Source organism: Rothia sp. 27098_8_29 (assembly GCF_041432785.1).
In the GTDB taxonomy this organism is placed as follows: domain Bacteria; phylum Actinomycetota; class Actinomycetes; order Actinomycetales; family Micrococcaceae; genus Rothia; species Rothia mucilaginosa.
This window is the reverse complement of record NZ_JAPWAI010000004.1, coordinates 17,712-40,661: the sequence shown is the minus strand read 5'-3', so window position 1 is coordinate 40,661 and position 22,950 is coordinate 17,712. Positions and strand designations below refer to the sequence as shown.

Below are 22,950 nucleotides of genomic sequence, written 5' to 3'. Positions count from 1 at the left end.
GTCCATTCGGCTGAGTGAGTGCGCGACATGCACCCCGTATCGTCCCCGTGATGTCTGCTACGGCACACGTATAATGGACGGTACGGGGTGTTTGCGTATCCCCGATACGTTTAGGTGTCGGTGCGTACGCGGTCTCTCACCGTCGAAAGCCATCTACCCGTAAGGAGCCGTTATGAGTGAAGCTCGCAATTCCGCACCCGCCGGTACGGTCAGCACAGCGAAGCCTTCGAACTGGAATGTGCCGAATGTGTTGACGGTTCTGCGTATTATTGCGGTTCCTTTCTTCATCGTTGCCCTGGTTGCGGGCGGTACTTTTGGTGCCGCTGATCCGACGCACCGCTGGCTGGCGTGGATTATTTTCATTCTTGCTATGCTCACGGACTGGGCGGATGGCTACCTGGCGCGCTCGCGTAACCTGATTACGAGCTTCGGTAAGATTGCTGACCCGATTGCCGATAAGTTCCTCACCGGCGCGGCGTTCATTGTGCTGTCGGCGCTGGGTGAGCTGTGGTGGTGGGTCACGATTGTGATTCTGCTGCGCGAGTGGGGCATTACGATCATGCGTCTGTTCGTCATTAAGTACGGTGTGATGGCCGCTAGTAAGGGTGGCAAGATTAAGACCGTGCTGCAGACGGTGGCGCTGGTGCTGATGCTTCTGCCGCTGGGTCAGCTGGGTCTTGGCTGGCTGATTCCTGGTTGGGTTCTGATGGGTGCGGTCACCGCGATTACCGTGTGGACCGGCCTGGTGTATGTGCGTGATGCGTATATTTTGCGTCGTAACTGGTTGCAGGCTCAGGCCTCCCAGGGCGGCGGTCATTAGAGGTGAGGGGAGTGGCGTGTGCTGCTCCCCTTCGCTGTACCTGCGGTGCGTTGTGTGCCGCGTGAGGTTTTGGTCGGCGGTTCGCCGCTGAAAGGAGAGAATGATGGTTCCCCTCGTACTTGAAGATGCTCTGTCCTCTGAGCTTTCCTCCGCTGAGGTTTTCTCCGGTACCCCGGAGGCGGCGGCGCTGTTGCTACGTGATGCGGTGCAGTTGCGCGCCGCCCAGGAGGGCCCGGTGCTGGTGGCTACGGCTGAGTCGCTGACCGGCGGGGATGTGGGCGGCGCGATTTGTACGGTGCCGGGCGCATCCGCGTATTACCGCGGCGGCGTGATTTCCTATGCCTACGAGGTGAAGGCTCAGGTGCTGGGCGTGGACGCTCAGCTGTTGGCGCGTGAGGGTGCGGTGCATCCTGCGGTGGCGGTGCAGATGGCGGTCGGTGCGGCGCGTGTGTGCGGTGCCGATTATGCGGTGTCTACCACGGGTGTTGCCGGTCCTGATCCTGCGGATGGCCAGCCGGTGGGTACGGTCTATATCGGCGTGTGTTCCCCTGGCGGTTCTGAGGTGTTTGAGCGCCACTATTCGGGGGATCGGGCGCAGATTCGTGCGGCGGCGAGCGCGGATGCGATTGCTTTGCTGGCGCGTGCGGTGCGCGGCGGTGCCGGTGGGGTTCTCAAGAACGAGCTGGCGTAGCGTACTGTGCTGGACTGGGTAGGGCTGTGCGGCGCCTACCTGAGAAAAATTTACGGTTCAAATATATTCACAGGGTTCTTTCAGCTCCGTAGGAATAAAGGCATAGGTTCGCCTGTTTGAATAGATACAAGCCGTAAGAAGAGGACGAAAATGGCGGGGCTCCTAGCTCACGCTCCAAAAATCAGTTAGGCTTAACTCTGTACAGTCCCGCAGGTCGGGAATACCTACTCAGGAAAGTGATATAGAAGCTCATGGCTAAGCAGCGCGTATCGATTAATGGCATTACTAAGTGGAAGGAAATCGAGGAGACCCCCCGACAGGTCGCCCCGGTCGTTGAGGAAGCTAAGGTTGTTCCCCTGCGACAGGCAATCGGTGAGGTTCTTCGCGATGTTCGCCAGCGTCAGGGCCGCACCCTGCGCGAGGTTTCCCAGCGTGCCCGTGTTTCCCTCGGTTACCTGAGCGAAGTTGAGCGCGGTCAGAAGGAAGCTTCCTCCGAACTGCTGGCGTGGATATGCCAGGCTCTGGATATTCCGATGTCCCAGATGCTGCGTGAGGTTGCCGACCGTATGGCGGTTCTCGAGGGCGTTCAGATTCCGGATACTGTTCCGGCTGAAATGTCTGAGCAGTACAAGAGCGATTACTACATTCTCTCGAAGTAACGCGAGGCGGCACATGCCGTACTAAACGTGAAGCGATGCCGTGCATCCCCGTAAGGTGGGTGTGCGGCATCGCTTATTCTCGGTTTGCTCTCGGGCGAGATGTGGGCGATGTGACGAATTATGAAGCGAACTAGCGGTGAAGCGTAAGGAGTGCTTGTGAAGCTGAGCGAATTTTGGGCGTGCATGGAGTATGAGTTCGGTGCCGGGTATGCGCCGGTGCTGGCGCGTGACTTGGTGCTGGGCGCGCTGGGCCATGTGACCGCTGCGGAGGCGCTGGACCAGGGCGTTAACCCGAAGGATGTGTGGCTTGCGATCTGTGAGGAGCAGGAGATTCCGCAGGAGCGTCGCCTGGGTCCCGATAAGGAGCCGTTGCGCTAGGTAGTGAGTCTGGCGCTTTCTCGCGTAGGGGCGGGGCCTGCCGTTTGTTCGAGTGCTAGCGCCTGTGCGAGAGGTATTTTCGAATAATTAGCCGATAATCCGGGGTTTTTCGAAAATATATGCCGAAACACTATCCGATTTATTCGAAACTGGGTCGTAATTTTGTTCGATTCATGCTAGACTTTTCCACATCAGGAATTTTTCGGAAAAATCTTCAAAGTTTTCCACAGATTTTAAAAAATGGCCTTATCCTGTCAGGCTGTGACCCTAGAGTAGTCTCAGAAGGAACCGGTAGGCCAAAACCTTCAAGGTCTCGATTACGAGTCCCACCGATTCCGAAGAAACATTACTCCCGTCAACCACTGACAACACAAAGAACGAGGTACTACCGTGGCTAAGAACACCAAGTCTCAGAGCGTAGCTCGCGTTCCCGAAGAGGGTCGCGCCAAGGCACTTGAAGCCGTGATGGCACAGATCGACAAGAACTACGGCAAGGGTGCAGTCATGCGCCTGGGCGATAAGGAAATCACCAAGACCGAGGTTATCTCCACCGGCGCTATCGCCCTGGATGCCGCTCTGGGTATTGGCGGTCTGCCCCGCGGCCGCGTCATCGAGATTTACGGTCCCGAGTCCTCCGGTAAGACCACCGTTGCACTGCACGCTGTAGCGAACGTTCAGAAGGCAGGCGGCGTGGCAGCATTCATTGACGCCGAGCACGCACTGGACCCGATTTACGCGGCTAAGCTGGGCGTGGATATCGACCAGCTGCTGGTCTCTCAGCCCGACACCGGTGAGCAGGCGCTGGAAATCATGGACATGCTGGTTGGTTCCGGCGCCGTTGATATCGTGGTCGTCGACTCCGTTGCCGCACTGGTACCCCGCGCCGAAATTGAAGGCGACATGGGTGACTCCCACGTGGGTCTGCAGGCTCGCCTCATGAGCCAGGCGCTGCGTAAGATTACCGGCCGCCTCTCCGCAACCGGCACCACCGCAATCTTCATCAACCAGCTGCGTGAGAAGATTGGCGTCTTCTTCGGCTCTCCCGAAACCACCACCGGTGGTAAGGCGCTGAAGTTCTACGCTTCGGTCCGTATCGACATCCGCCGCATTGAGACCCTTAAGGACGGTGCTAACCCGATCGGTAACCGCACCCGCGCCAAGATCGTGAAGAACAAGATGGCTCCGCCCTTCAAGCAGGCTGAGTTCGACATCCTCTACGGTGAGGGCATCTCCGTTGAGGGCGGCATCCTGGACCTGGCGGTGGAGAACGACATCGTCAAGAAGTCCGGCGCATGGTTCACCTACGATGGTGAGCAGCTGGGCCAGGGCCGCGAGAACGTTCGTAAGCTGCTCAAGGACAACCCCGAGCTCACCGAAGAACTGCAGTACAAGGTTCTGGTGAAGCTGGGCATCATTGAAGAAGAAGCTGACGAGCAGGCAACTACTGAGTCCGAGGGTAACGACCCGCTGGACGAGCTGGCTGAGGAATTCTAATCCGGCCCGCGTAGCTTCTTGCTAACGCCACGACTGATTGCCGTGTGCTGTGCATTCCGCACGGTGCACGGCAATCTGTCGTTAACGGGGGCGCGTTACACGGGAGCGCGTTAAATAGAGTATCGGGGCGCCGAGACAACGCCTCGTTACAATGGGGGAGCGCCGTATAGCCCGGCGCACGGGTCAGGAAGAGAGCCAACACAGGGGAGAGGAGGAACTGAACATGGCGGAACAGCGCATGACGGAACAGAACGGTCATAAAGAGCGCGAGCGAAACAGCGCGCGTGACGGCGACGCCGGTTTTGCGGCGCTGGAGGCGACCGAACCGCACTTTGGTTCCTCAGCGCTTGGTCACTCTGTTTCCTTTGAGCCTGTTGCCCCTCCGGTTGAGGTAGGCGGCTTCGAAGCGCTCAATTTTGAGGCGCCCGCCGCCCTGGCGGAGCCTACCCTCAGTTGGGAGGCGCCTCCTTCTGCTACGTTTCCTGCTGTTGCGCCTCCTATTGTTGGAGAGCCCCCGTATGAGGATGAGCCTCCATACCCTGACGAGCCTCCCTACGAGGATGAACCTCCGTATCTGGCAGAGCCTTTGTACCCTGAAACAGAGTACGCAGGGGAATATTATGCAGGGGAATATTGGGTACCCTCGGACGAAGCGGCACCCGCAGAAGCGATAGCGGAGCAGCGTGGGGGCCAAGAAACCGCACCCCAGAAACCCAAGCCGAAAGCGCGGCAGGCTGAAAAGCCCGCGCCTCAGAAGAAGTTAGCGGCTAAGAAGAAGTCAGCGGCCACAGAAAACGCACCCAAAAAGTGGGCGCGGAACAGGACCACGGATTTGGTAGCCGCTGAGGAGTTCCCGGACTGGCACCCCGCCGCGCACGGCTTTGTTGAAGAAAGCATCGCCCGCGATAACGGCTGCGACTACGCCGGTGAGTTCCGCGTACCCGAGCTGCCCCTGCAGGCTGTGCCCGCCAGTTCTGAAGGTGGTAGCTCTGAGGAAGACAGCGAATCGCCGCGCCGCAGCCTGCTCGTTGACCCGAACCTGCCCGCCGTCTCCATTGACGAAGCGCCCGCTCGTGCCTTCATCCCCGGCGGCGCCGAGCCGCGCCCTATGGCGGCGGGGCGCATGAGTCGAGCGGGTGCCGCATCCATCGGATCGGGGCTCACTGCCGAAGAGAAGGAAGAGATCGAGAGGCAAGCCGCTCAGCGGGCTAAGCAGAAGAAACGCAAGTCTTCGCGTGCCTCCAAGAACACCGACTACAAGCGCGGGTTCCGCCGCATGAGTGCGGTGCAGCAAGAGAAAATGCGGAGCCGTTCGCCCTACGCGCCCGCCTTCGGGGCTCGAAGTGACGACGAGGAAACCCGCAAGAGTCCTGCGGGCCGCGGCTCGGGGAGCAACCTATTTAGGGAGGGAAGTAGCTTGAACGAAGAACTCACCCCCGCCGAAGAAGCGCTCATCCGCGGTATTGCCGAGGAGGAGGCACAGGGCGTCGGTACCGGAAAGCGCCGTGCCGCTTCGGCTGGATCCCCAAAGGGCGGTTCTCGAGCAGGCGGCTCCCAACCGGGCGGCTCTCAGATGAGACACGCCTCCTCGCCGCCGGAAAGCAACGTGCCTTCCTGGAAGCAGAAGGTGCGTGCCGCCCGGGCCGCGGAAGAAACAGACCCCTACACACGCGCTAAAACCATCGTGTACAACCAGCTGGCGTACTCGGCAAAAACCCGAGGTCAGCTGCGTAAGAAGCTGCAAGCAGAAGGATTCGACGCGGAGCTCATTGAGCCGCTACTCGATAAGTTCGAAGCGGCAAAACTCATTGACGACGCCGAATACGCCCAAACGTTCGTGGCGCAGAAGAGTCGCACCAAGAAGCTCTCCCGCGCCGCGCTACGCCGTGAGCTCGCTGAACGCGGGGTGCGCGGTGAAGAGGCGGAGAACGCGCTGGCTCAGCGCACCGACGAGCAGGAACGCGAGGACGCGGCCGAGCTGGTGCGTAAGAAGCTGCGCCCCGGCATGGATCTGAGCGACCACGCCGAAAAGGATAGGGTGACCCGCAGACTGCTGGGGATGCTGGCTCGCCGCGGGTACTCCTCCTCGGTGTCGATGTCGGTGATTCGTGAGGAACTCGCCGCCTACGGTGCGGAGGACGAGCTCTGGTAGTTCACGACCCTGGCAGGGGACGAGCAGGTACGCACCGTCAACGAGCATCCGTCAATGAGCTAAAAGGGTGAGCCCGCTACAGACATACTCTGTAGTGGGCTCACCCTTTACACTTTTGAGCTTTTCAAACGCCTTGTCGAAGGCTATATCCGCTGTTTACTCTGTTGCCTATTCAGCGGCTCCCAGACGGTTCGCGAACTCGGCGAGGGTTGCATCCTGAGAACCGGCGATCTCAAGCAGCAGGCGCATCAGCTGCGCACCCTCACGGCGAATACGAGGCAACAGATCGGAACGCGCCGAAGAAGAGTACAACTCCAACAGGGCGCACACGGTCACCGCCGTACACACCGCCAAATCCTCCGCCAGGTGCTCATCCAGCGGGGCGTCCTCAAAGAGAGCAGAGTACAGCGGCGGCAGCGCCTTCTTGCGGTCCACCCGGTAGCGCGGGTACTCCGGCGAGGAGGGGAAGCCCAGCATCGCCTCAACGAAGGGGAAGCCGCGGTGGTGCAGGCAGGTGCCCTCCGCATCGACCATGCGCACCTGCGCGCCGTCCGCCGAACCGATCAGCACATTCTGCGGCGAAAAATCGCCCGAAGAGAGCATATACACCCTGCCGCGGTTGAGCTTGAACTGCTCGGGTACCGGCGGGCGCTTGGTAAAGAAAGGTTGCAGAACGCGGCGGAAACGGAAGGACAGCTCTTCAACGGCGGCGGGAAGAACGGGCGCGTCCTCATGTGCGGCTGGGCTGGAAGCCGGGCTGTCAGCATCGTGCTCGGGGGTGCGCGCCTCATCAGCCACACCGCACAGCTTCTTCAAACCGCGCTCGGCCAACCCCGGCGAGGCAATAGCGCCCGGGAACTGCGCCTTGCGGTCAGCACGCGCCAGGTTCAGGCGGTAATCCTCGACCGCCTCGCCCATAATGCCACTGGCGGCAAGGGAACGGTACGCCTCAATGTAGTAGTTCAGCGCGTCCAGCGCCTGCTGTTCGGTGCCCTCCAGCAGAGCGTGGGCAACCGAATACTGCTCGCCCTCAACGGTTCCGGCGCTCACATCCTCCAGAGCCAGCACACGCAGCTCAGAATCCGCGCCGTAGAGCTGCGGGAACAGACCCGGAACCTGCCGGTTCAGCGCCTCCAAACCGTAGCACTCACGCAGGTACCCGAAACCGCCCGCGTTCACCGTCGAATCCTTACGGCGGTAACGCTTCACAATAATCGAGGTCGGCAAAGACTGTGTAGACTCGAAAGACTGCGCAGACTCGGCGGCAGGCTCATACGCCACACGCACCACAACGGAACGCATGCCGGTGCCCAGAATCTGCACGCGCTCCACCGCGCGGCCAGCCACCTGCCCCAAAGAATGCGCCCAGCTGAGCAGTTGCACCAGGGTCTGACGCATCGAGGCAGAATCAGCGCTCGCCTGAGGCGGCACGGGGGAGTAGGCGGCAATCGCCTCCTCGATGAGGGTGTTTAGAAGCTCCCCGTCAGGGGCGGGGGCGGAAGAATCGTTCGGTGACAGAGCCGGAAAGTTGCTACTAAGGGAAACCTGCATAGAGCCATTATCCCCCATCGGATACCCTATAGGGCATGACTTCGACCCTCAGCGATTCCGCCCAGACCCCCGAAACCAGCCCCCGCACCTACGAAGTGCGCACTTTCGGCTGCCAGATGAACGTGCACGACTCCGAACGAATGTCCGGCCTGCTGGAGGCTAACGGCTACGTTCGCGCTGAGGAAGGCACCCAGCCCGACCTGGTGGTTTTCAACACCTGCGCGGTCCGCGAAAACGCTTCCAACCGCCTGTACGGCAACCTTGGCCAGCTGGCACCGGTCAAGCGCGCCCACAAGGGCATGCAGATCGCTGTGGGCGGCTGCCTGGCGCAGAAGGACCAGGACGCCATCATTGAGAAGGCGCCCTGGGTTGACGTCGTGTTCGGTACCCACAACATTGGTGCTCTCCCCACCCTGCTGGAGCGTGCCCGCCACAACCACGAGGCGCAGGCAGAACTGCTCGAATCCCTCGAAGTTTTCCCCTCCACCCTGCCGACTAAGCGCGATCACGTGTACTCCGGCTGGGTGTCTATCTCGGTTGGCTGTAACAACACCTGCACCTTCTGCATCGTGCCGTCTCTGCGCGGTAAGGAGAAGGATCGCCGCCCCGGCGACATCCTTGCCGAGGTTCAGGCGCTGGTCGATGACGGCGCCATTGAGGTGACCCTGCTCGGCCAGAACGTGAACTCCTACGGCGTGGAGTTCGGCGACCGCCAGGCATTCTCCAAGCTGCTGCGTGCCTGCGGCGAGATTGAGGGCCTGGAGCGTGTACGCTTCACCTCCCCGCACCCGGCAATGTTTACCGACGACGTGATTGACGCGATGGCGGAGACCCCGACCGTCATGCCTGTGCTGCACATGCCGCTGCAGTCCGGCTCCGACAAGGTGCTCAAGGATATGCGCCGCTCCTACCGTTCCAAGAAGTTCCTGAACATTCTGGACAAGGTGCGCGAGCGCATCCCGAACGCCGTGATTACCACCGACATCATTGTGGGCTTCCCCGGCGAGACTGAAGAGGACTTCCAGGAGACCCTGAAGGTTGTGGAGCAGGCTCGTTTCTCCTCCGCGTTCACCTTCCAGTACTCGATTCGCCCCGGCACCCCCGCTGCGACCATGGAGAACCAGATCCCGAAGGAGGTCGTGCAGGAACGCTACGAGCGTCTGATTGCCCTACAGGACCGTATCGCCGGTGAGGAGAACCGCAAGCAGCTCGGTAAGACCGTTGAGCTGATGGTCGTTGCGGAGGCAGGTCGTAAGGCGGACCAGACTCACCGCCTCTCCGGTCGTGGCCCGGACCAGCGCCTCGTGCACTTCTCGGTGCCCGAGGGTTGCGAGACTCCCCGCCCCGGCGACATGGTCACCGTGCCCATTACCGAGGCTGGTTCCTTCCACCTGATTTCTGACCCGACCGCCGAGCAGTACCAGCTGCGCCGCACCCGCGCCGGTGACGCGTGGGACCGCTCCCAGGCTGACTCTTGCGGTACCGGTACCACCCAGGTGCCCGGTGCGCCGGTGGGTCTGGGCATGCCGACCATCGGTCTGCGCCCCTAAAACCTATAACGAATCATGCGCCCTGTTCCTCGGGCTCTTGCCGCCACCGCAAGTGGGGGCGAGGGAACCGGTAGAATGGGGCGCATGACTATCTCCGAAACTCTGCCCGTTATCGCTATTGTGGGCCCGACCGGCACCGGGAAGAGCGCGCTCGCCATTGAGCTGGCTCAGCGCCTGAACGGTGAGTGCATTAACGCTGACTCCATGCAGTTCTACCGGGGTATGGATATCGGTACCGCGAAGGTCACTGCGGAGGAGATGCGCGGCGTTCCGCACCACCTGCTGGACATTATGGATGTGCGGGATGAGGCGTCCGTGGCGGAATTCCAGGAGCGTAGCCGTGAGCTGATTGAGCAGATCCGCGGCCGTGGCCGCTACCCGATTCTGGTGGGTGGTTCCGGCCTGTATGTGCGTGCCGCTCTGGATAAGTTGGAGTTCCCCGGCACGGATGCGCGGGTGCGTGAGCGCCTGGAGGAGCAAGCGCGTACCGAGGGTATTGGTGTTCTGCACGCCCGCCTGGCGGAGGTCGACCCGGAGTCGGCGGCGCGCGTGAAGGATGAGCGCCGCATTATTCGAGCCCTGGAGGTGTTCGAGGTGACGGGCCGCCCGTTCTCGGCGTTCATGCCGGTGCGCGAGTACGTGACGGAGAGTATTCAGATTGGTCTGGATATGGATCGTGCCCTGCTGCACGAGCGTCTGCACCGCCGCGTGGAGCTGATGCACGAGCAGGGTCTGCTCGATGAGATTCGTACCCTGAACGAGCAGGGACTGCAGGAGGGTAAGACTGCCTCCCGCGCGATTGGTTACGCGCAGTTCGCTCGCGCCCTTGAGGATGCGGACTACAGCGTGGAGCAGGCGATTGAGGATACAACCATTGCGACCCGCCAGTTTGCGCGCCGCCAGCTGACCTGGTTCCGTGCGGATCCGCGCGTGCACTGGCTGGATGCGCTCTCACCCACCCTTGCTGATGAGGCGTTGGCTACAATTTTGCAAAAATAAGCAAGCAGAAGTACTAAATTCGGGGAAGTTGGGTTACTCTGGGGGACATATTCGACTCAACCATAGAGGAAATATGTCACTCACATCACATACAAAAAATTCTGCCACTCTGTCCGCGGCAGAATCCACTCCGCGTTCCCTCTACGATGCCATTCTAGGCGGAACGAATTCACTGAACTTTATTCGCTTCGTTCTTGCAAGCTCCGTTATTGTCGCCCACTCAGCGCCGCTTATTAAATACAACGCTGGAATACTAGGTATTCCTGCTCCCATTTACATTGATTCGTTGGGGCATTGGGCCGTTAACCTCTTTTTCTGTATCTCTGGTTTTCTCATTGCGCACAGCGCCCAGAGGGGTACAGTGGTTGGGTATTTGAAGCGTCGCGCCCTCAGGATTTTTCCGGGTTACTGGGTGTCTCTACTCTTCGTTGTCTTCGTTTGTGGACCGATTTCAGTTGCTACCGGTCATGCATCTGACCCCTTCTCTTTTAAGAGTGCGGCTGGATATGTCCTTCGAAACTTTGATTTGCAAACTAGGCAGATTACTTTTTTGGGTGGGCCTACGGGAATCCCGTGGTCAGGTATTTGGAATGGATCTACTTGGACTCTCCAATATGAGTTCCTTGCATACCTTGCGTTGATTCCTATTTTTTATATTTCGTTCATCCGAAAAAGTTCGAAGTGGTTAGTGCCAAGCATCTTTGTGATGTTTTTTGGTGTATTTCAATTTTTCCACTTCACTGGCTATACCCCCGATAGCTTTGTGAACAATTCTCTCCGTCTTGGCATGTATTTCTTTGCCGGGACCCTCTTCTACGTGTGGGGCAAGCGAATTGTGTATAGCGCTTCTCTGGGAATTGCCTTAACCTTTATCAGCTTTGTAGCAACTTTCTTCTGGGAAAGTGAAATGACGGGTTATATGGCTTTGCCTGCTACTTACGGGGTTTTGGCATTGAGCGCAGCTATTAAAACCCGTTGGTGCAGTAAGAACGATATCTCTTACGGCGTGTACATCTATGCATTCCCGGTGCAGATTCTGTTGACAATTTTCGGTAGTGCATCGCTGGGCTGGGTTCTGAACGCCATCATCACTTTTGCTATCACCGTTGGTCTGGCGTGGCTGTCTTGGCTGTATGTTGAGAAACCTGCGTTGGCTTTGAAGGATCGCAAGCTTCTGCGCATTCGTCGCGATCGTCCCACAGACACCGTAGCGGCATCTTCATAAACCGGTAAAGTATCCCGCCTATTTCTGCGGCTTTCGGTAATCTTGACGAACTCATCAAGTGAACCGGGAGCCGCAGAAGTATTTCCGAGGAAGAATGCCTGGTTCACCATCTGGCGCGGTAAAATCATAAACGGACAGGTCACCAACCTTAAGGACAGCATATGAGCGAGAACCCTTCCACCTGGGGCGAGCTGGCAGGCCTGACCCTCACCAAGGGTCACGGCACCGGTAACGACTTCATCTTTCTGACGGACGAGAACGCAGAAATTGCTCTCACCCCCGAGCTGGTAGCCCGCGCCTGCGACCGACACTTCGGCATTGGTGCGGACGGCTTCATTCGTGCTGCCCGCAGCACCGCCTCCCGCGCGGGCCAGAAGCTGCTCGAGGAGCACCCGGACGCTGTCTGGTTTATGGACTACCGCAACGGTGACGGCTCTATCGCTGAAATGTGCGGCAACGGTGTGCGCGCGTTCGTGGAGTACCTGCGCACTGAGGGCCTGATTGAGCTTGAGGTGGGCGAGACCGTCAAGATCGGTACCCGTGCCGGCGTGAAGACTGTGGCGCGCACCGAAGAGGGTTACGCGATTGATATGGGTCCGTGGAGCTTCATTCACGGTGAGGCTGCCCGCGAGGGTGGCGAGGACTGCCTGGTGTCTGCTCGCGGTCTGAAGACTCCGCGTGCTGGCCTGTCCATTTCGATGGGTAACCCGCACACCGTGGTGATGCTCGGCTCCGACGGTAAGCTGGACGGCCTGGACCTGCACAGCCTGCCTCAGGTGAACCCCGCCCCGGTCAACGGCACGAACGTTGAGTTTGTGGTGCCGGTCGACCTGGACGTTGAGAGCGGCGCGCATGTGGGCGCTATCCGTATGCGTGTGCACGAACGCGGCGTGGGCGAGACTCTGTCGTGCGGTACCGGCGCGTGTGCGGCGGCTGCGGCGACCCGTTTCTGGGGCGGCGAGGAAGCACCGGATGAGTGGCTGGTGCATGTGCCCGGCGGTACCCTCGCGGTGACTTTCGTGCTGGGTCCGGACGACCTGGAGCATGTTGTTCTGGCTGGTCCGGCGCAGATGGTTTCGACCGTCGTGCTGCGATAGTCTGCTGCGGTAGCGAGCAGTCCTAGACCAGAGATTTTATAGACAAAAGCGGCGGGTGTTTTCTGACAACACATTCAGAAAACACCCGCCGCTTTTATGTTTTAAGCAGTTAGCGCTAGAGGTTTTAGTCCTCGTAGCGGTGCACCTGCAGAATACGGAAACCCTTCGAGGTCGCATAGCGCGACACTTCAAATTCGCCGGGGTGCAGCTCCTCAAGCTGCGCGTCCATCCACTTCTGCAAAGAATCGGAGCCCAGGTTCTTCTGAACCACCAAGTAGGCGTTACCACCGGGCGCCAGGCGAGGCAGCCAGGTCAGCAGGATCTCGTGCAGAACCTCCTTGCCCACGCGAATCGGCGGGTTCGACCAGATGGTGTCAAAACGCAGTTCGGGGTCAACCGATTCGGGGGTTCCCACGGTGACGTTGGACAGGCCGAGAGCGGCGGCGTTGCGTTCGGTCAGGCTAATGGAGCGGGAGTTCACATCCACCGCGTGCACCTGCGCCTGCGGGGCGAGCATCGCCAAAGTCAGGGTGATGGGTCCCCACCCACAGCCGATGTCGAGCATGCGTTCGCCCTGCGGGTCGGGTGCTTCCTGCAGCAAAATAGCGGTGCCCTTATCAATGCCGGAGGGGCTGAAAATGCCGTTAGCTGTGGTGACGGTGACCTTGCGGCCGGCAAGCTCCACCTGCACGGGGCGGGGCTTGAACTCGGTCTCGGGGGTTTCAGAGAAATAATGCTGCTCGCTCATGCTATCCAGTGTACCGGTAGGGCAAGAACCCGCCGCACACGGGCAGAGAATGCACGGGGCAGGTCAGCAGCTTGCACGCCCTGAGCGCACAGGCGACCGAACCCCCTACCCGATGCGGGCAACGGCGGTAGAATTAGAGTCGTATGAATTCTAAGAACACCCCCGTATCTGATACCGAAAAGCTGCCCAGCGATGAGCAGCTACGCCGCACCGTAGACCGCGTTCTGGGCCGCTCCCAGGCGGCCGCCTCTGTCACGACGTATGACGCCGCCGGTACCGCGCATCACAGCGATAATTCTTCCAGCACCCACGGCAACAATAGCCGCCGTGTGCTGGATACTCGTGCGCGCGAAATTTCTGACGTTCAGCGCGAGCACTCCGAATATGACGGTGACCAGGAAGATCTCGCTGAGCGCCGCGCACTGCGCCGTATCGCGAACCTCTCCACCGAACTTGAAGACGTCACCGAGGTCGAGTACCGCCAGCTGCGCCTGGAGCGCGTGGTGCTGGCTGGCCTGTGGACTGAAGGCACCGTAGAGGACGCAGAGAACTCCCTGCGTGAGCTCGCGGCACTGGCTGAAACCGCAGGTTCCGAGGTTCTGGACGGCCTGGTTCAGCGCCGCCTCAAGCCGGACCCCGGCACCTTCCTCGGCTCCGGTAAGGCGCTGGAACTCAAGGACATTGTCGAGGCGACCGGCGCCGACACCGTCATTGTCGACTCCGAACTGGCTCCCTCGCAGCGTCGTGCCCTCGAAGATATCGTGAAGGTCAAGGTCATTGACCGCACCGCCCTGATTCTCGACATTTTCGCTCAGCACGCTAAGTCCCGCGAGGGTAAGGCGCAGGTTGAGCTGGCTCAGCTGGAGTACATGCTGCCGCGTCTGCGTGGTTGGGGTGCCTCCCTGTCCCGTCAGGCGGGTGGCCGCGCCGCAGCCGGTGAGGGTATCGGTTCGCGTGGTCCCGGTGAAACCAAGATTGAGATGGACCGCCGCCGCCTGCGCGCTCGCATGGCGAAGCTTAAGCGTGAGATTGCTGCGATGGCGCCGGCGCGTGAGACGAAGCGTCTGAACCGTCGCCGTAACCGCGTGCCTTCGGTGGCTATCGCCGGGTACACGAACGCGGGTAAGTCCTCCCTGCTGAACCGCCTGACCGACGCCGGCGTGCTCGTGGAGAACGCGCTGTTTGCGACCCTGGACCCGACCGTCCGTAAGGCTCAGACTCCGGACGGTATCGGCTACACCCTCTCTGACACGGTGGGTTTCGTGCGTTCGCTGCCGACCCAGCTGGTGGAGGCGTTCCGCTCCACCCTGGAAGAGGTCGCTGACGCTGACGTTATCCTGCACGTGGTGGATGCTTCGCACCCGGACCCGGAGGGGCAGATTCGTGCTGTCCGCGAGGTCATCGCGGAGGTCGACGCCCGCCATATCCCCGAGATCATTGTGCTGAATAAGGCGGATGCCGCCGACCCGTTCGTGCTGGAGCGTATGCGCCAGCGCGAGCCGGAGCACGTGATTGTTTCGGCGCGTACCGGTGAGGGTATTGAGGAGCTGAAGCAGAAGATTGCGGACACCATTCCGCGCCCCTCCATTGAGGTGAAGCTGCTGATTCCGTACTCGCACGGTGAGATTATTTCGCGCCTGCACGAGTGGGACGCCGAAATTAAGAGCACCGATTTCGTATCGGACGGCACCTTCGTGGTGGCGCTGGTTCGTGAGGATGTCGCCTCCGAACTGTCCGAGTATGTGCTGGAGGGCGACCTGCTGGAGGTTCTGGAAGAGGAACTTGCGGAGGCACACGCCCTGGCTGAAGCGACCGCATCTGTTTCCGAGCAGCCCTCTACCTCTGAGGCTCTCTAAGGGCGGATGAGCGTGACCGAGAGCATCAACGCGCCTAAAAACGCCCCGGGAACTGCACCCGAACCGGCAACCGACGGCACCCGATTTACCGGGCAGGAGCTTGAGACCCTGCCCGGTGCGAAGGACGCCCTGACCCTGCTGGATGAGGCGGTTGCCGCCACTGGCGGTCAGAATCGTGCCGGTCAGCGCACCATGGCGGCGCATGTGGCGCAGGCTCTTGAACTGCAGCGTCACCTGCTGGTCCAGGCGGGTACCGGTACCGGTAAGTCCCTGGGCTACCTGGTTCCTGCCCTGGCGCGGGTGGGGGAGTCGGACCAGCCGATTGTGGTTGCGACGGCGACCCTTGCCCTGCAGGCGCAGATCGTGAACCGCGATATTCCGCGTCTTCTACAAGCGCTGGAGCCGCGCCCTGAATCGCAGGCGCAGGTGGCTCTGCTCAAGGGCCGCAATAACTACCTCTGCCTGCACAAGCTGGAGGGCGGCTACCCGGAAGACGAGCCGGATGCTCTCTTTGACATGCCTTCTTCGACCTCCCGCGTGGGTGAGGAAGTGGTGCGCCTGCGCGAGTGGGCCGACCGCACGGAGACCGGCGACCGTGACGAGCTGAAGCCCGGCGTCTCTGACCGCGCATGGGCTCAGGTATCGGTGAGCGCCGCCGAGTGTCTGGGCCGCCGCTGCCCGCTGGTGGAAGAGTGCTTTAGCGAGATGGCGCGTAGCCGTGCCGCTGAAGCTGATATCGTCATCACGAACCACGCCCTGCTGGCGATTAACGCTTTCGAGGGCATGAAGGTTCTGCCCGAACATGAGACGGTCATTATTGATGAGGCTCATGAGCTGGTGGACCGCGTGACCGGTGCCGTGTCTGGTTCTTTGACGGTTGCGATGGTTCGCCGTGCGGCGCGTAGCGTAAAGAAGCATTCGAAGGCTGATTCCGGCGCACTGGAAATGGCTGCCGGCACCTTGGAGACCGCGTTCGAGGGTCTTGCCGAAGGCCTGCTGAAGGGCCTGGACGGTCGCCTTTTGACTGCTATTTCTGCGGTCAATGATGCCGCCCGCACCGCCCTGTCCGATACCAAACCGGACGGTCAGGACGTTGACGCCGGCCTGCAGATGGCGCGCTCGCGTGTCTCTGAGGTACACGATATGAGTAGCCGCATCCTGGAGGCTTCGGGCGAGCAGGACGTGCTGTGGATTTCTCGTCAGGGTGGTTGGGAGAACGGCCGCTATGTGGCTGCTTCCGATACCGACCCGGCGACCCTGAACATCGCCCCCTTGAGCGTCGGTTTGCAGCTACGTGACGGTCTGTTCGCTGACCGCACCGTGATTCTGACGAGTGCGACCCTGACAGTGGGTGACTCTTTTGACGTTGCCGCCGGTGCCCTGGGACTGCAGGGTGAGGGCGCGCCGCGCTGGACGAGCATCGACGTAGGTTCGCCTTTCGACTACCGCAAGCAGGGCATCATGTACGTCGCCGGGGATTTGAAACCTCCGGGATTCGGTGTGCATGAAGGTCAGCTGGAGCGTCTGCGTGAGCTGTGCGAGGCGTCGGAAGGCGGTGCCCTGGGCCTGTTCTCCTCGAAGCGTGCCGCCGAGCGTGCCGCCGAATACATGCGTGAGCACAGCGACCTGAACATTCTTCTGCAGGGCGAGTCTTCGCTCAAGGCTCTGGTGGAAGAGTTCAGCGAGGACGTCGATTCGTGCCTGTTCGGCACGATGAGCCTGTGGCAGGGCGTGGACGTTCCCGGTGACTCTTGCCGCCTGGTGGTGATGGACCGCATCCCGTTCCCCCGCCCGGATGACCCGATTGCGCAGGCTCGTACGGAGGCAGTGAACCGTCACCGCGGTAACGGCTTTATGGCGGTTTCTGCTCACCACGCGGCGATTCGTATGGCGCAGGGCGCCGGTCGCCTAATCCGTTCGGTGTCTGACCGCGGCGTGGTGGCTGTGCTGGATTCTCGTGTAGCAACCAAGCGTTACGGCGGTTTCTTGATGAAGGCTATGCCGCCGATGTGGTCGACCCAGAATAAGGCAGCCGTAATTGGCGCGCTGGCTCGTCTTTCGGCGAGTATTGAGCGTTAGCTCGGGTGGATTCCATTCCTGGCTGCACCGCACCTTCCGCTTTGGAAATATAGAAATCACCCTGGTGACACGTGAACATTCACGTGTCACCGGGGTGATTTTTATATAGAGCTAAAAGCCTAGCGGTTATGTCTCTAGAGACTGCATCTTTTAGAGACTACGCAGCACGGAGACGACCTTACCCATGACGGTTGCGCGGTCGCCCATAATCGGCTCGTAGTTGGAGTTGCGCGGCATGAGCCAGGTATGGCCGTCGACCTGACGGAACACCTTCACAGTTGCCTCGTCGTCAAGTAGCGCAGCAACAATATCGCCATTGTCTGCGGTGTGCTGCTCGCGGACAACCACCCAGTCGCCGTCGCAGATTGCGGCGTCAATCATGGAATCGCCCTTGACCTTGAGCATGAACAGCTTGCCGTTACCGACCAGCTGACGGGGCAGGGCGAGCACATCCTCCACGGACTGCTCAGCAGTAATGGGACCGCCCGCTGCAATTCGTCCAACCAGGGGAACGGGTACGAGGTCTTCATCGCCGACTTCGAAGTTCGGCAGCTCGGGCAGGGAAGAGGAAGCGCTACCGTGGATGCCGACGCCGTTCTCATCCAGCACCTCAATGGCGCGGGGGAGCTTGGGGTCACGGCGAATGTAGCCCATGGTCTCGAGGCGACCGAGCTGGTGGGTGACCGAGGACAGGGACGCAAGACCCACCATGTCACCAATCTGGCGCATGGACGGCGGGTAACCCTTTTGTTCAATCTCGGTGCGGATCGCGTCAAGAATCTTCTGCTGGCGCGCGGTCAGCGCCGGACGGGGTGCTGTTGCCATTTCTTTTCCTTCGGTCTGTACTCCGGCCTTTGTATTCGGGTCGGGGCACGGATGGGTGCTTCACACGTTTTCCGATGGTGTCCTAAAAATTTTTTGGTTCTGCCGAAATGGGTCTTATCTCGTCAGGGGGTGGAGGAATTCTATCCGTGCCGGAGCGATACCGGAGCGATACGCAAGGCAACGAGTATGCGTCTCCGCCCTGTAAAACTCAGTCAGTAGCACCTGCATTCGATACAGAACCAAGCTGTAGCGGGTACAGAAACCTGCTGTGAGTAGGACTCATCAGGAGCGTGTGGAACGTCTCTTGACACCAGTGTAGAACACTACACCGAAAAACTCAAACAAATATTCTAGATTTTTTCTTCGAAACTCGAAGAAATTTTTAGTACATCTCTGCTAGACTTTAGAACAAGAGTTCGTATATACTCTTGAATCTCTCCTGAAATTCAGGATTTACGGGTGGATGTTCGAAAAATATTCGAAGATTCGACCCGGAGTCTTTCGGGGGAGGAGAGTGAATGAGTGTTCGAATGTATTCGAATCCTCTGCCTCTCTCTTCGCATGTTCTACCTCGGATGCTCTAGGGAGCATCTGGTGAAGAGAGAGCGCAGGGGATGGGGAGCCGGGACAACCCGGTGCAACCCGGCGCAGCCCGGTGCATCCGACGCTCTGACCTAACTAGAGAATAGCTACCCAATAGTTATCGCCTAACAATCACCACTCCATAGTTATCACTCAACTAGGACCTCCGAGCGGGTATCGCTCGGCATTGCTAGACCCGCGGGGTAACCCCGGGGCGAGCTGAGAGAAAGGAACCACAATGACTACTGCAGCACCTATTGCTTCTCGTGGCACTTCTGCACACCTTCCGGCAGGTTTGGTGGTACTTCACCCCGCCCGCACCGCGCCTGCCCGCACTGCGCAGGGGCGTTCTCGTGTGCCTGTGTCTTCGCCGTCTGTTCGCTCTTCTCGTGCGGCTCATGCACCCCGTCCTGCGCAGGTGGCTCAGCCCGCCCACGCTCCCGCCGTTTCTACCCCCGCCGTTTCTGCTCAGACATCTTCTGCGGCTCAGGCGCCTGGCGCGAAGAGTGCTCTTCTGGCTAAGGGCGGCGAGCTTCTGCGCGCGGTTCCCGCTTCTATTCGTCGTCTTGGCACTGTGCGCGGTTTCCTGAAGGGTCTGCCTCTGCTGACCTTGGCGGCGCTGATTGTGCTCGGTGCTATTAGCTTCTTTGGCCCGGCGGCTTCTGCTTCTGTGGAGAACGCTTCGGTGACTCGAACCGTCGTTGTGGTCAAGCACGGAGAGACCCTGTGGGATATTGCTCAGGCGGTGAATCCGCAGGGTGACACCCGTGATACTGTGGTTCGTATTATGGAGTTGAACTCGTTGACCAGCACCTCTGTTGATGCCGGTCAGCGTCTGGAAATTCCTCAGACTCAGCGCTAAGTACGGACCCGTATGTGGTTGGCTTCTGCGTGAGGCTGATGTCTTGACTCCGAGCCCTCTATCTCTCAAGCTAGAGCGCTTGAACCGAATTCTTGAGCCTATGAAATAGGAGCGCATCGATGCCTGTCCCCGCTGAATCCACACCCGTCAAAACTGAAACCATGCAGAGCGCTCGTCCTGTGGTTGCCGTTTTGGGTGAACCCGGAACTCGTGGCGCCCTGGTGAAGCTTCTTCAGGATGCGGGGGCGGAGGTCATCGTGACTGCTGTGCCTGATCAGCTGCGTGAGGCTGACGGTATGGTGGTTACCGGCGGTGCGAGCTCTCTTGAGGCATATGAAGATCTGAAAGCTAAGGACGCTGAGCGCGTGATTGGCCGCCGTGTTGCCGGCGGTCGTCCGGTGCTGGTTGCCGGTGCGGCACTGAGCTGCCTCTTTGACTCTATTACGGTGGAGCATCCGCAGATGGGGCAGGTTCAGGTGCAGGGCATGGGGGAGTGGCCCGGCGAGGGCGTGGAGCTTTCTACCCGCGAGGTAACTCCCGGTGTTGCTACTTTGCGCCCGTCCGCCGATAGTGCGCTGCTCAAGGATCTTGAGGGCGAGGCTCACTTCAAATCTGAGCACGGCGTTTTTGAGTGGGCTTTTGATCAGAGCATTGAATATATTGCCCCTCCGGCGGTGACTTGGACTGTCACCGAGCCCGCCTATATCGCGGCGGTTGAGAACGGTCCGCTGACGGCGGTGCAGTTCTGCCCGGTAGGTTCTGGCGAGCTGGGGGCGGAGTTTATGCGCCGCTGGGTTGCGTCCCTGGCGGTGACCGGTCGCCTGTCTTCTGAGTCTCTGTCTTCTGGCGACTCCGCTACTGCTGCGGGAGGTAACTAATGTCTGCACCCGTTCTTGAACTTCTGCCCGCTGTTGATATTTCTGAAGGCTACGCGGTGCGCCCGGTGGGCGGCACCCTGTCCGGTGGTGAACAGCGCCTCGACCCTGTTGAGGCGGCTCTGACCTGGGTGAAGGCTGGTGCTCGCTGGATTCACCTGGTTGACCTTGATTTGGCGTTTGGTCGCGGCACGAATACTGAGGTTCTGGCTGAGGTGGTTGCTGCCGTCCGTGCCGAGAATGCCCAGAGCTCTGCCCCGGTTCGTATTCAGGTCAGCGGCGGTGTGCGTAATGCTGAGAGTCTGGAGCGCGCCCTGAGCCTGAACCCGGATCGCGTGAACGTGACCAGTGCGGCTCTGGCGGATTCTTCCTGGCTTGAAAGCACTCTGGCTCGTTATGCCGATTCTGATCTTCTGGCTCTTGGGCTCGATGCCCGCTATAACCCTGAGCGGGGCTGGGTGACTGTGGCTCGCGGTACCGACTGGTCGGGCCCTGACCTGGCGGAGGCGCTGGCGTGGCTGGAGAGTGCGGGCGTGCGCCGCTATATCGTTACGGATGTGAGCAAGGACGGTTCCCTGGCTGGTCCCGGTGCGGAGCTGCTGGATGAGGTGCTGGCTCAGACTGCCTGCCGGGTGGTGGCGTCCGGTGGTGTGGCGTCGCTGGCTGATCTTGAGAAGCTGCATTCCATGGTGCCTTATGGTTTGGAGGGCGTGGTGCTGGGTAAGGCGCTGTATGTGGGTAACTTTAGTTTTGAGCAGGCTCTTGAGGCGGCTGGTTCCCGCTAAAGCTACCGTTCCTGATACATTGGGCGCCCGCTAAAGCTGCCGGTTCGCGTTAGTCCGCTTATCTAGCCCGCGTAGATTTCTTATCCGCACAGGCTCGCACAGGCTTTATATATGACGAAGCCCCATCTTCCTCAGTGTGAGGGAGACGGGGCTTCGCTGTGAATAGACCGGGTACGGTTTAGTAGACCGGGCCGGTGAGCTTTTCGCCGGGGCCCTTGCCGGGCTCGTCCGGGAAGGGGGATGCTTCGCGGAAGGCGAGCTGCAGGGTGCGCAGGCCGTCGCGCAGGGGTGCTGCGTGCTGGGAGCCGATTTCGGGTGCTGCGGCGGTGACGAGGCCTGCCAGCGCGGTGATGAGCTTGCGTGCTTCGTCGAGGTCCTTGAGGTCGTCGGCGTTTTCGTCTGCCGCCAGGCCGCACTTGACGGCTGCGGCGCTCATCATGTGGATGGCTGCGGAGCTGATGATTTCGATGGCGGGTACGTCGGCGATGTCGCGCAGCTGTTCGTTGACGGCTTCGACCTGCTCTTCGGTGAGTTCGGTGTGGCCGTGTACGGGGGTTTCTTCTTCCGCAGTGAAGCGGAAGTTCGTGTTTTCAGTGCTCATAGTCTTAGAATCTCATATTTCGTTTGTTTCGGTAAATGCGTCCTTAAGAGTGGGTGCTTCTGTGGACTTTCTGGGGGAGTCTCCGCAATTTTTATGGTGTTTTGCGTCTATTTCCTTGCTTCTGTCGGGTATTCTGCGGTATGGTTGTAGGCAGTTTGCAAGTGGAGCATGCCTCCCACCCGGTTGACCGCCGCAGGCGTTTGTTTGCGAGTTTTGAGGTGAACGGGTTCGTCCGCCGCTTTCGGCGTACGCTGGTTTGTGCCTCCGCTTGTGTAACTGCGGGGGCTTTTTTAGTGCCCGCAACGGATAGTATTCACGGGGAAACCCACAGAGCACAGGAGCTAGTCATTAGCGAACCACGCATTAACGATCGTATCCGCGTTCCCGAGGTCCGTCTTGTCGGTCCCGGTGGCGAGCAGGTAGGCGTTGTCCCTCTGAAGGACGCTCTGCGTCTGGCTGAGGACGCCGAACTCGACCTGGTCGAGGTTGCCCCGAACGCGAAGCCGCCCGTGTGCAAGCTCATGGATTACGGTAAGTACAAGTACGAAGCCGCAATCAAGGCTCGTGAATCCCGCAAGAAGCAGGCTAATGCCGTTCTGAAGGAGATCCGTTTCCGCCTGAAGATTGATACCCACGACTACGAAACCAAGGTTGGACACGCTCGTCGTTTCCTTTCCGGTGGTGACAAGGTCAAGGCAATGATTCAGTTCCGTGGTCGTGAGCAGCAGCGCCCCGAGATGGGTGTGCGTCTGCTGGAGCGTCTGGCGGCTGAGCTGGCTGAGGTGAGCACCGTTGAGTCTCGCCCCCGTCAGGATGGCCGCAACATGGTGATGGTTCTGGCTCCGCTTCGCGGTAAGGCAGAGGCTCGCCGTGAGCAGGGCGCCGGCGGTCGCAAGGGTCGCGAGCGTATTGACACGACCAAGGCGAAGCCCGTAACTAATTCTTTGGCAGACGCTATGCCTGCCGAGTTGAAGGCACAGGCTTCCGCCGAGTAGGGAACCGGGTCGTCACTTTAGGATGGGCACGCGCCTCCACCGTTGGGTGGGTGTTGCGGGTTCACCCGGTGCCGGTTCCGAGGCACCTCGTTAGGGGTGCCTCACCTTTGGTCCTTGGGGCTGATG

20 protein-coding genes are annotated in these 22,950 nt (G+C 60.1%); 16 read left to right on the top strand and 4 right to left on the bottom strand.

Features of this window, described 5'->3' with window-relative positions; all coding sequences use genetic code 11:
• Nucleotides 1-172: 172 nt before the first annotated feature.
• From pgsA to O3649_RS06820, 6 genes are all read left to right on the top strand, one after another.
• The gene (gene pgsA, locus O3649_RS06845) at nucleotides 173-820 is read left to right on the top strand and encodes a CDP-diacylglycerol--glycerol-3-phosphate 3-phosphatidyltransferase (RefSeq protein ID WP_371573455.1); all 648 of its coding nucleotides are present in this window, start codon (nucleotides 173-175) and stop codon (nucleotides 818-820) included.
• Between the two features lie 100 nt (nucleotides 821-920).
• Nucleotides 921-1,511: a CinA family protein gene (locus tag O3649_RS06840; protein WP_371573452.1), complete on the top strand. Its 591-nt coding sequence runs from the start codon at nucleotides 921-923 to the stop codon at nucleotides 1,509-1,511.
• Nucleotides 1,512-1,762: 251 nt separating this feature from the next.
• Complete coding sequence (locus tag O3649_RS06835; protein ID WP_005507109.1) at nucleotides 1,763-2,170, top strand: helix-turn-helix domain-containing protein; 408 nt, start codon at nucleotides 1,763-1,765, stop codon at nucleotides 2,168-2,170.
• 156 nt (nucleotides 2,171-2,326) lie between these two features.
• The gene (locus tag O3649_RS06830; RefSeq protein WP_070616870.1) at nucleotides 2,327-2,548 is read left to right on the top strand and encodes a DUF3046 domain-containing protein; all 222 of its coding nucleotides are present in this window, start codon (nucleotides 2,327-2,329) and stop codon (nucleotides 2,546-2,548) included.
• 390 nt (nucleotides 2,549-2,938) lie between these two features.
• Nucleotides 2,939-4,042, top strand: a complete 1,104-nt coding sequence (recA, locus tag O3649_RS06825; protein WP_314728481.1) for a recombinase RecA — start codon at nucleotides 2,939-2,941, stop codon at nucleotides 4,040-4,042.
• 223 nt (nucleotides 4,043-4,265) lie between these two features.
• On the top strand, nucleotides 4,266-6,194 hold the full coding sequence (locus tag O3649_RS06820; protein ID WP_371573449.1) for a regulatory protein RecX: 1,929 nt from the start codon (nucleotides 4,266-4,268) through the stop codon (nucleotides 6,192-6,194).
• A gap of 168 nt (nucleotides 6,195-6,362) precedes the next feature.
• Here the strand turns inward: O3649_RS06820 and O3649_RS06815 are convergent, their stop codons facing one another.
• Complete coding sequence (locus O3649_RS06815; RefSeq protein ID WP_371573447.1) at nucleotides 6,363-7,745, bottom strand: hemin ABC transporter substrate-binding protein; 1,383 nt, start codon at nucleotides 7,743-7,745, stop codon at nucleotides 6,363-6,365.
• Nucleotides 7,746-7,780: 35 nt separating this feature from the next.
• On the opposite strand from O3649_RS06815, the gene miaB reads away from it, so the two are divergent.
• The 4 genes from miaB to dapF all read left to right on the top strand — a co-directional run bounded on the left by miaB (nucleotide 7,781) and on the right by dapF (nucleotide 12,616).
• Nucleotides 7,781-9,295, top strand: a complete 1,515-nt coding sequence (gene miaB, locus O3649_RS06810; protein ID WP_314365607.1) for a tRNA (N6-isopentenyl adenosine(37)-C2)-methylthiotransferase MiaB — start codon at nucleotides 7,781-7,783, stop codon at nucleotides 9,293-9,295.
• A gap of 84 nt (nucleotides 9,296-9,379) precedes the next feature.
• The gene (miaA, locus tag O3649_RS06805) at nucleotides 9,380-10,294 is read left to right on the top strand and encodes a tRNA (adenosine(37)-N6)-dimethylallyltransferase MiaA (RefSeq protein ID WP_371573445.1); all 915 of its coding nucleotides are present in this window, start codon (nucleotides 9,380-9,382) and stop codon (nucleotides 10,292-10,294) included.
• Nucleotides 10,295-10,367: 73 nt separating this feature from the next.
• Nucleotides 10,368-11,519 carry an acyltransferase family protein gene (locus tag O3649_RS06800; RefSeq protein ID WP_371573443.1) on the top strand — a complete coding sequence of 384 codons (1,152 nt, stop codon included), beginning with the start codon at nucleotides 10,368-10,370 and terminating at the stop codon, nucleotides 11,517-11,519.
• A 161-nt stretch (nucleotides 11,520-11,680) separates the two neighbouring features.
• Nucleotides 11,681-12,616 (top strand): diaminopimelate epimerase, encoded by a 936-nt coding sequence (gene dapF, locus O3649_RS06795; RefSeq protein ID WP_070629137.1) that lies wholly within the window; start codon nucleotides 11,681-11,683, stop codon nucleotides 12,614-12,616.
• Nucleotides 12,617-12,740: 124 nt separating this feature from the next.
• On the opposite strand, the gene O3649_RS06790 is transcribed toward dapF, so the two are convergent.
• Nucleotides 12,741-13,364 (bottom strand): class I SAM-dependent methyltransferase, encoded by a 624-nt coding sequence (locus O3649_RS06790; protein WP_070629139.1) that lies wholly within the window; start codon nucleotides 13,362-13,364, stop codon nucleotides 12,741-12,743.
• Between the two features lie 143 nt (nucleotides 13,365-13,507).
• Here O3649_RS06790 and hflX point away from each other — a divergent pair, with 143 nt between their 5' ends.
• Together hflX and O3649_RS06780 are read left to right on the top strand one after the other, a co-directional pair.
• Nucleotides 13,508-15,220: a GTPase HflX gene (gene hflX, locus O3649_RS06785; RefSeq protein ID WP_070614770.1), complete on the top strand. Its 1,713-nt coding sequence runs from the start codon at nucleotides 13,508-13,510 to the stop codon at nucleotides 15,218-15,220.
• 6 nt (nucleotides 15,221-15,226) lie between these two features.
• Nucleotides 15,227-17,299: an ATP-dependent DNA helicase gene (locus O3649_RS06780; protein ID WP_070614768.1), complete on the top strand. Its 2,073-nt coding sequence runs from the start codon at nucleotides 15,227-15,229 to the stop codon at nucleotides 17,297-17,299.
• Nucleotides 17,300-17,449: 150 nt separating this feature from the next.
• Here the strand turns inward: O3649_RS06780 and lexA are convergent, their stop codons facing one another.
• The gene (lexA, locus tag O3649_RS06775; RefSeq protein ID WP_005507121.1) at nucleotides 17,450-18,124 is read right to left on the bottom strand and encodes a transcriptional repressor LexA; all 675 of its coding nucleotides are present in this window, start codon (nucleotides 18,122-18,124) and stop codon (nucleotides 17,450-17,452) included.
• An 820-nt stretch (nucleotides 18,125-18,944) separates the two neighbouring features.
• Here lexA and O3649_RS06770 point away from each other — a divergent pair.
• The 3 genes from O3649_RS06770 (at nucleotide 18,945) to O3649_RS06760 (ending at nucleotide 21,228) form a co-directional block, all read left to right on the top strand.
• The gene (locus O3649_RS06770) at nucleotides 18,945-19,568 is read left to right on the top strand and encodes a LysM peptidoglycan-binding domain-containing protein (RefSeq protein WP_371573440.1); all 624 of its coding nucleotides are present in this window, start codon (nucleotides 18,945-18,947) and stop codon (nucleotides 19,566-19,568) included.
• Nucleotides 19,569-19,687: 119 nt separating this feature from the next.
• Nucleotides 19,688-20,446, top strand: coding sequence for a hypothetical protein (locus O3649_RS06765; RefSeq protein WP_005507123.1), 759 nt, complete (start codon nucleotides 19,688-19,690; stop codon nucleotides 20,444-20,446).
• Nucleotides 20,446-21,228, top strand: a complete 783-nt coding sequence (locus O3649_RS06760) for a HisA/HisF-related TIM barrel protein (protein ID WP_371573438.1) — start codon at nucleotides 20,446-20,448, stop codon at nucleotides 21,226-21,228. Before O3649_RS06765 ends, O3649_RS06760 begins: the two co-directional genes overlap by 1 nt.
• Nucleotides 21,229-21,406: 178 nt before the next feature.
• On the opposite strand, the gene O3649_RS06755 is transcribed toward O3649_RS06760, so the two are convergent.
• Nucleotides 21,407-21,829 carry a DUF1844 domain-containing protein gene (locus O3649_RS06755; protein WP_005507125.1) on the bottom strand — a complete coding sequence of 141 codons (423 nt, stop codon included), beginning with the start codon at nucleotides 21,827-21,829 and terminating at the stop codon, nucleotides 21,407-21,409.
• 293 nt (nucleotides 21,830-22,122) lie between these two features.
• Between O3649_RS06755 and infC the strand changes: the two genes are divergently transcribed.
• Complete coding sequence (gene infC / locus O3649_RS06750; RefSeq protein WP_005507875.1) at nucleotides 22,123-22,824, top strand: translation initiation factor IF-3; 702 nt, start codon at nucleotides 22,123-22,125, stop codon at nucleotides 22,822-22,824.
• Nucleotides 22,825-22,950: the final 126 nt, after the last annotated feature.

Coding starts and splice junctions, on each gene's coding strand:
- dapF (WP_070629137.1), top strand. CDS start 11,681: ATGAGCGAGAACCCTTCCACCTGGGGCGAGCTGGCAGGCCTGACCCTC.
- O3649_RS06780 (WP_070614768.1), top strand. CDS start 15,227: ATGAGCGTGACCGAGAGCATCAACGCGCCTAAAAACGCCCCGGGAACT.
- O3649_RS06755 (WP_005507125.1), bottom strand. CDS start 21,829: ATGAGCACTGAAAACACGAACTTCCGCTTCACTGCGGAAGAAGAAACC.
- O3649_RS06835 (WP_005507109.1), top strand. CDS start 1,763: ATGGCTAAGCAGCGCGTATCGATTAATGGCATTACTAAGTGGAAGGAA.
- O3649_RS06790 (WP_070629139.1), bottom strand. CDS start 13,364: ATGAGCGAGCAGCATTATTTCTCTGAAACCCCCGAGACCGAGTTCAAG.
- O3649_RS06820 (WP_371573449.1), top strand. CDS start 4,266: ATGGCGGAACAGCGCATGACGGAACAGAACGGTCATAAAGAGCGCGAG.
- hflX (WP_070614770.1), top strand. CDS start 13,508: ATGAATTCTAAGAACACCCCCGTATCTGATACCGAAAAGCTGCCCAGC.
- O3649_RS06800 (WP_371573443.1), top strand. CDS start 10,368: ATGTCACTCACATCACATACAAAAAATTCTGCCACTCTGTCCGCGGCA.
- pgsA (WP_371573455.1), top strand. CDS start 173: ATGAGTGAAGCTCGCAATTCCGCACCCGCCGGTACGGTCAGCACAGCG.
- O3649_RS06770 (WP_371573440.1), top strand. CDS start 18,945: ATGACTACTGCAGCACCTATTGCTTCTCGTGGCACTTCTGCACACCTT.
- O3649_RS06840 (WP_371573452.1), top strand. CDS start 921: ATGATGGTTCCCCTCGTACTTGAAGATGCTCTGTCCTCTGAGCTTTCC.
- O3649_RS06760 (WP_371573438.1), top strand. CDS start 20,446: ATGTCTGCACCCGTTCTTGAACTTCTGCCCGCTGTTGATATTTCTGAA.
- O3649_RS06815 (WP_371573447.1), bottom strand. CDS start 7,745: ATGCAGGTTTCCCTTAGTAGCAACTTTCCGGCTCTGTCACCGAACGAT.
- lexA (WP_005507121.1), bottom strand. CDS start 18,124: ATGGCAACAGCACCCCGTCCGGCGCTGACCGCGCGCCAGCAGAAGATT.
- miaA (WP_371573445.1), top strand. CDS start 9,380: ATGACTATCTCCGAAACTCTGCCCGTTATCGCTATTGTGGGCCCGACC.
- O3649_RS06765 (WP_005507123.1), top strand. CDS start 19,688: ATGCCTGTCCCCGCTGAATCCACACCCGTCAAAACTGAAACCATGCAG.
- miaB (WP_314365607.1), top strand. CDS start 7,781: ATGACTTCGACCCTCAGCGATTCCGCCCAGACCCCCGAAACCAGCCCC.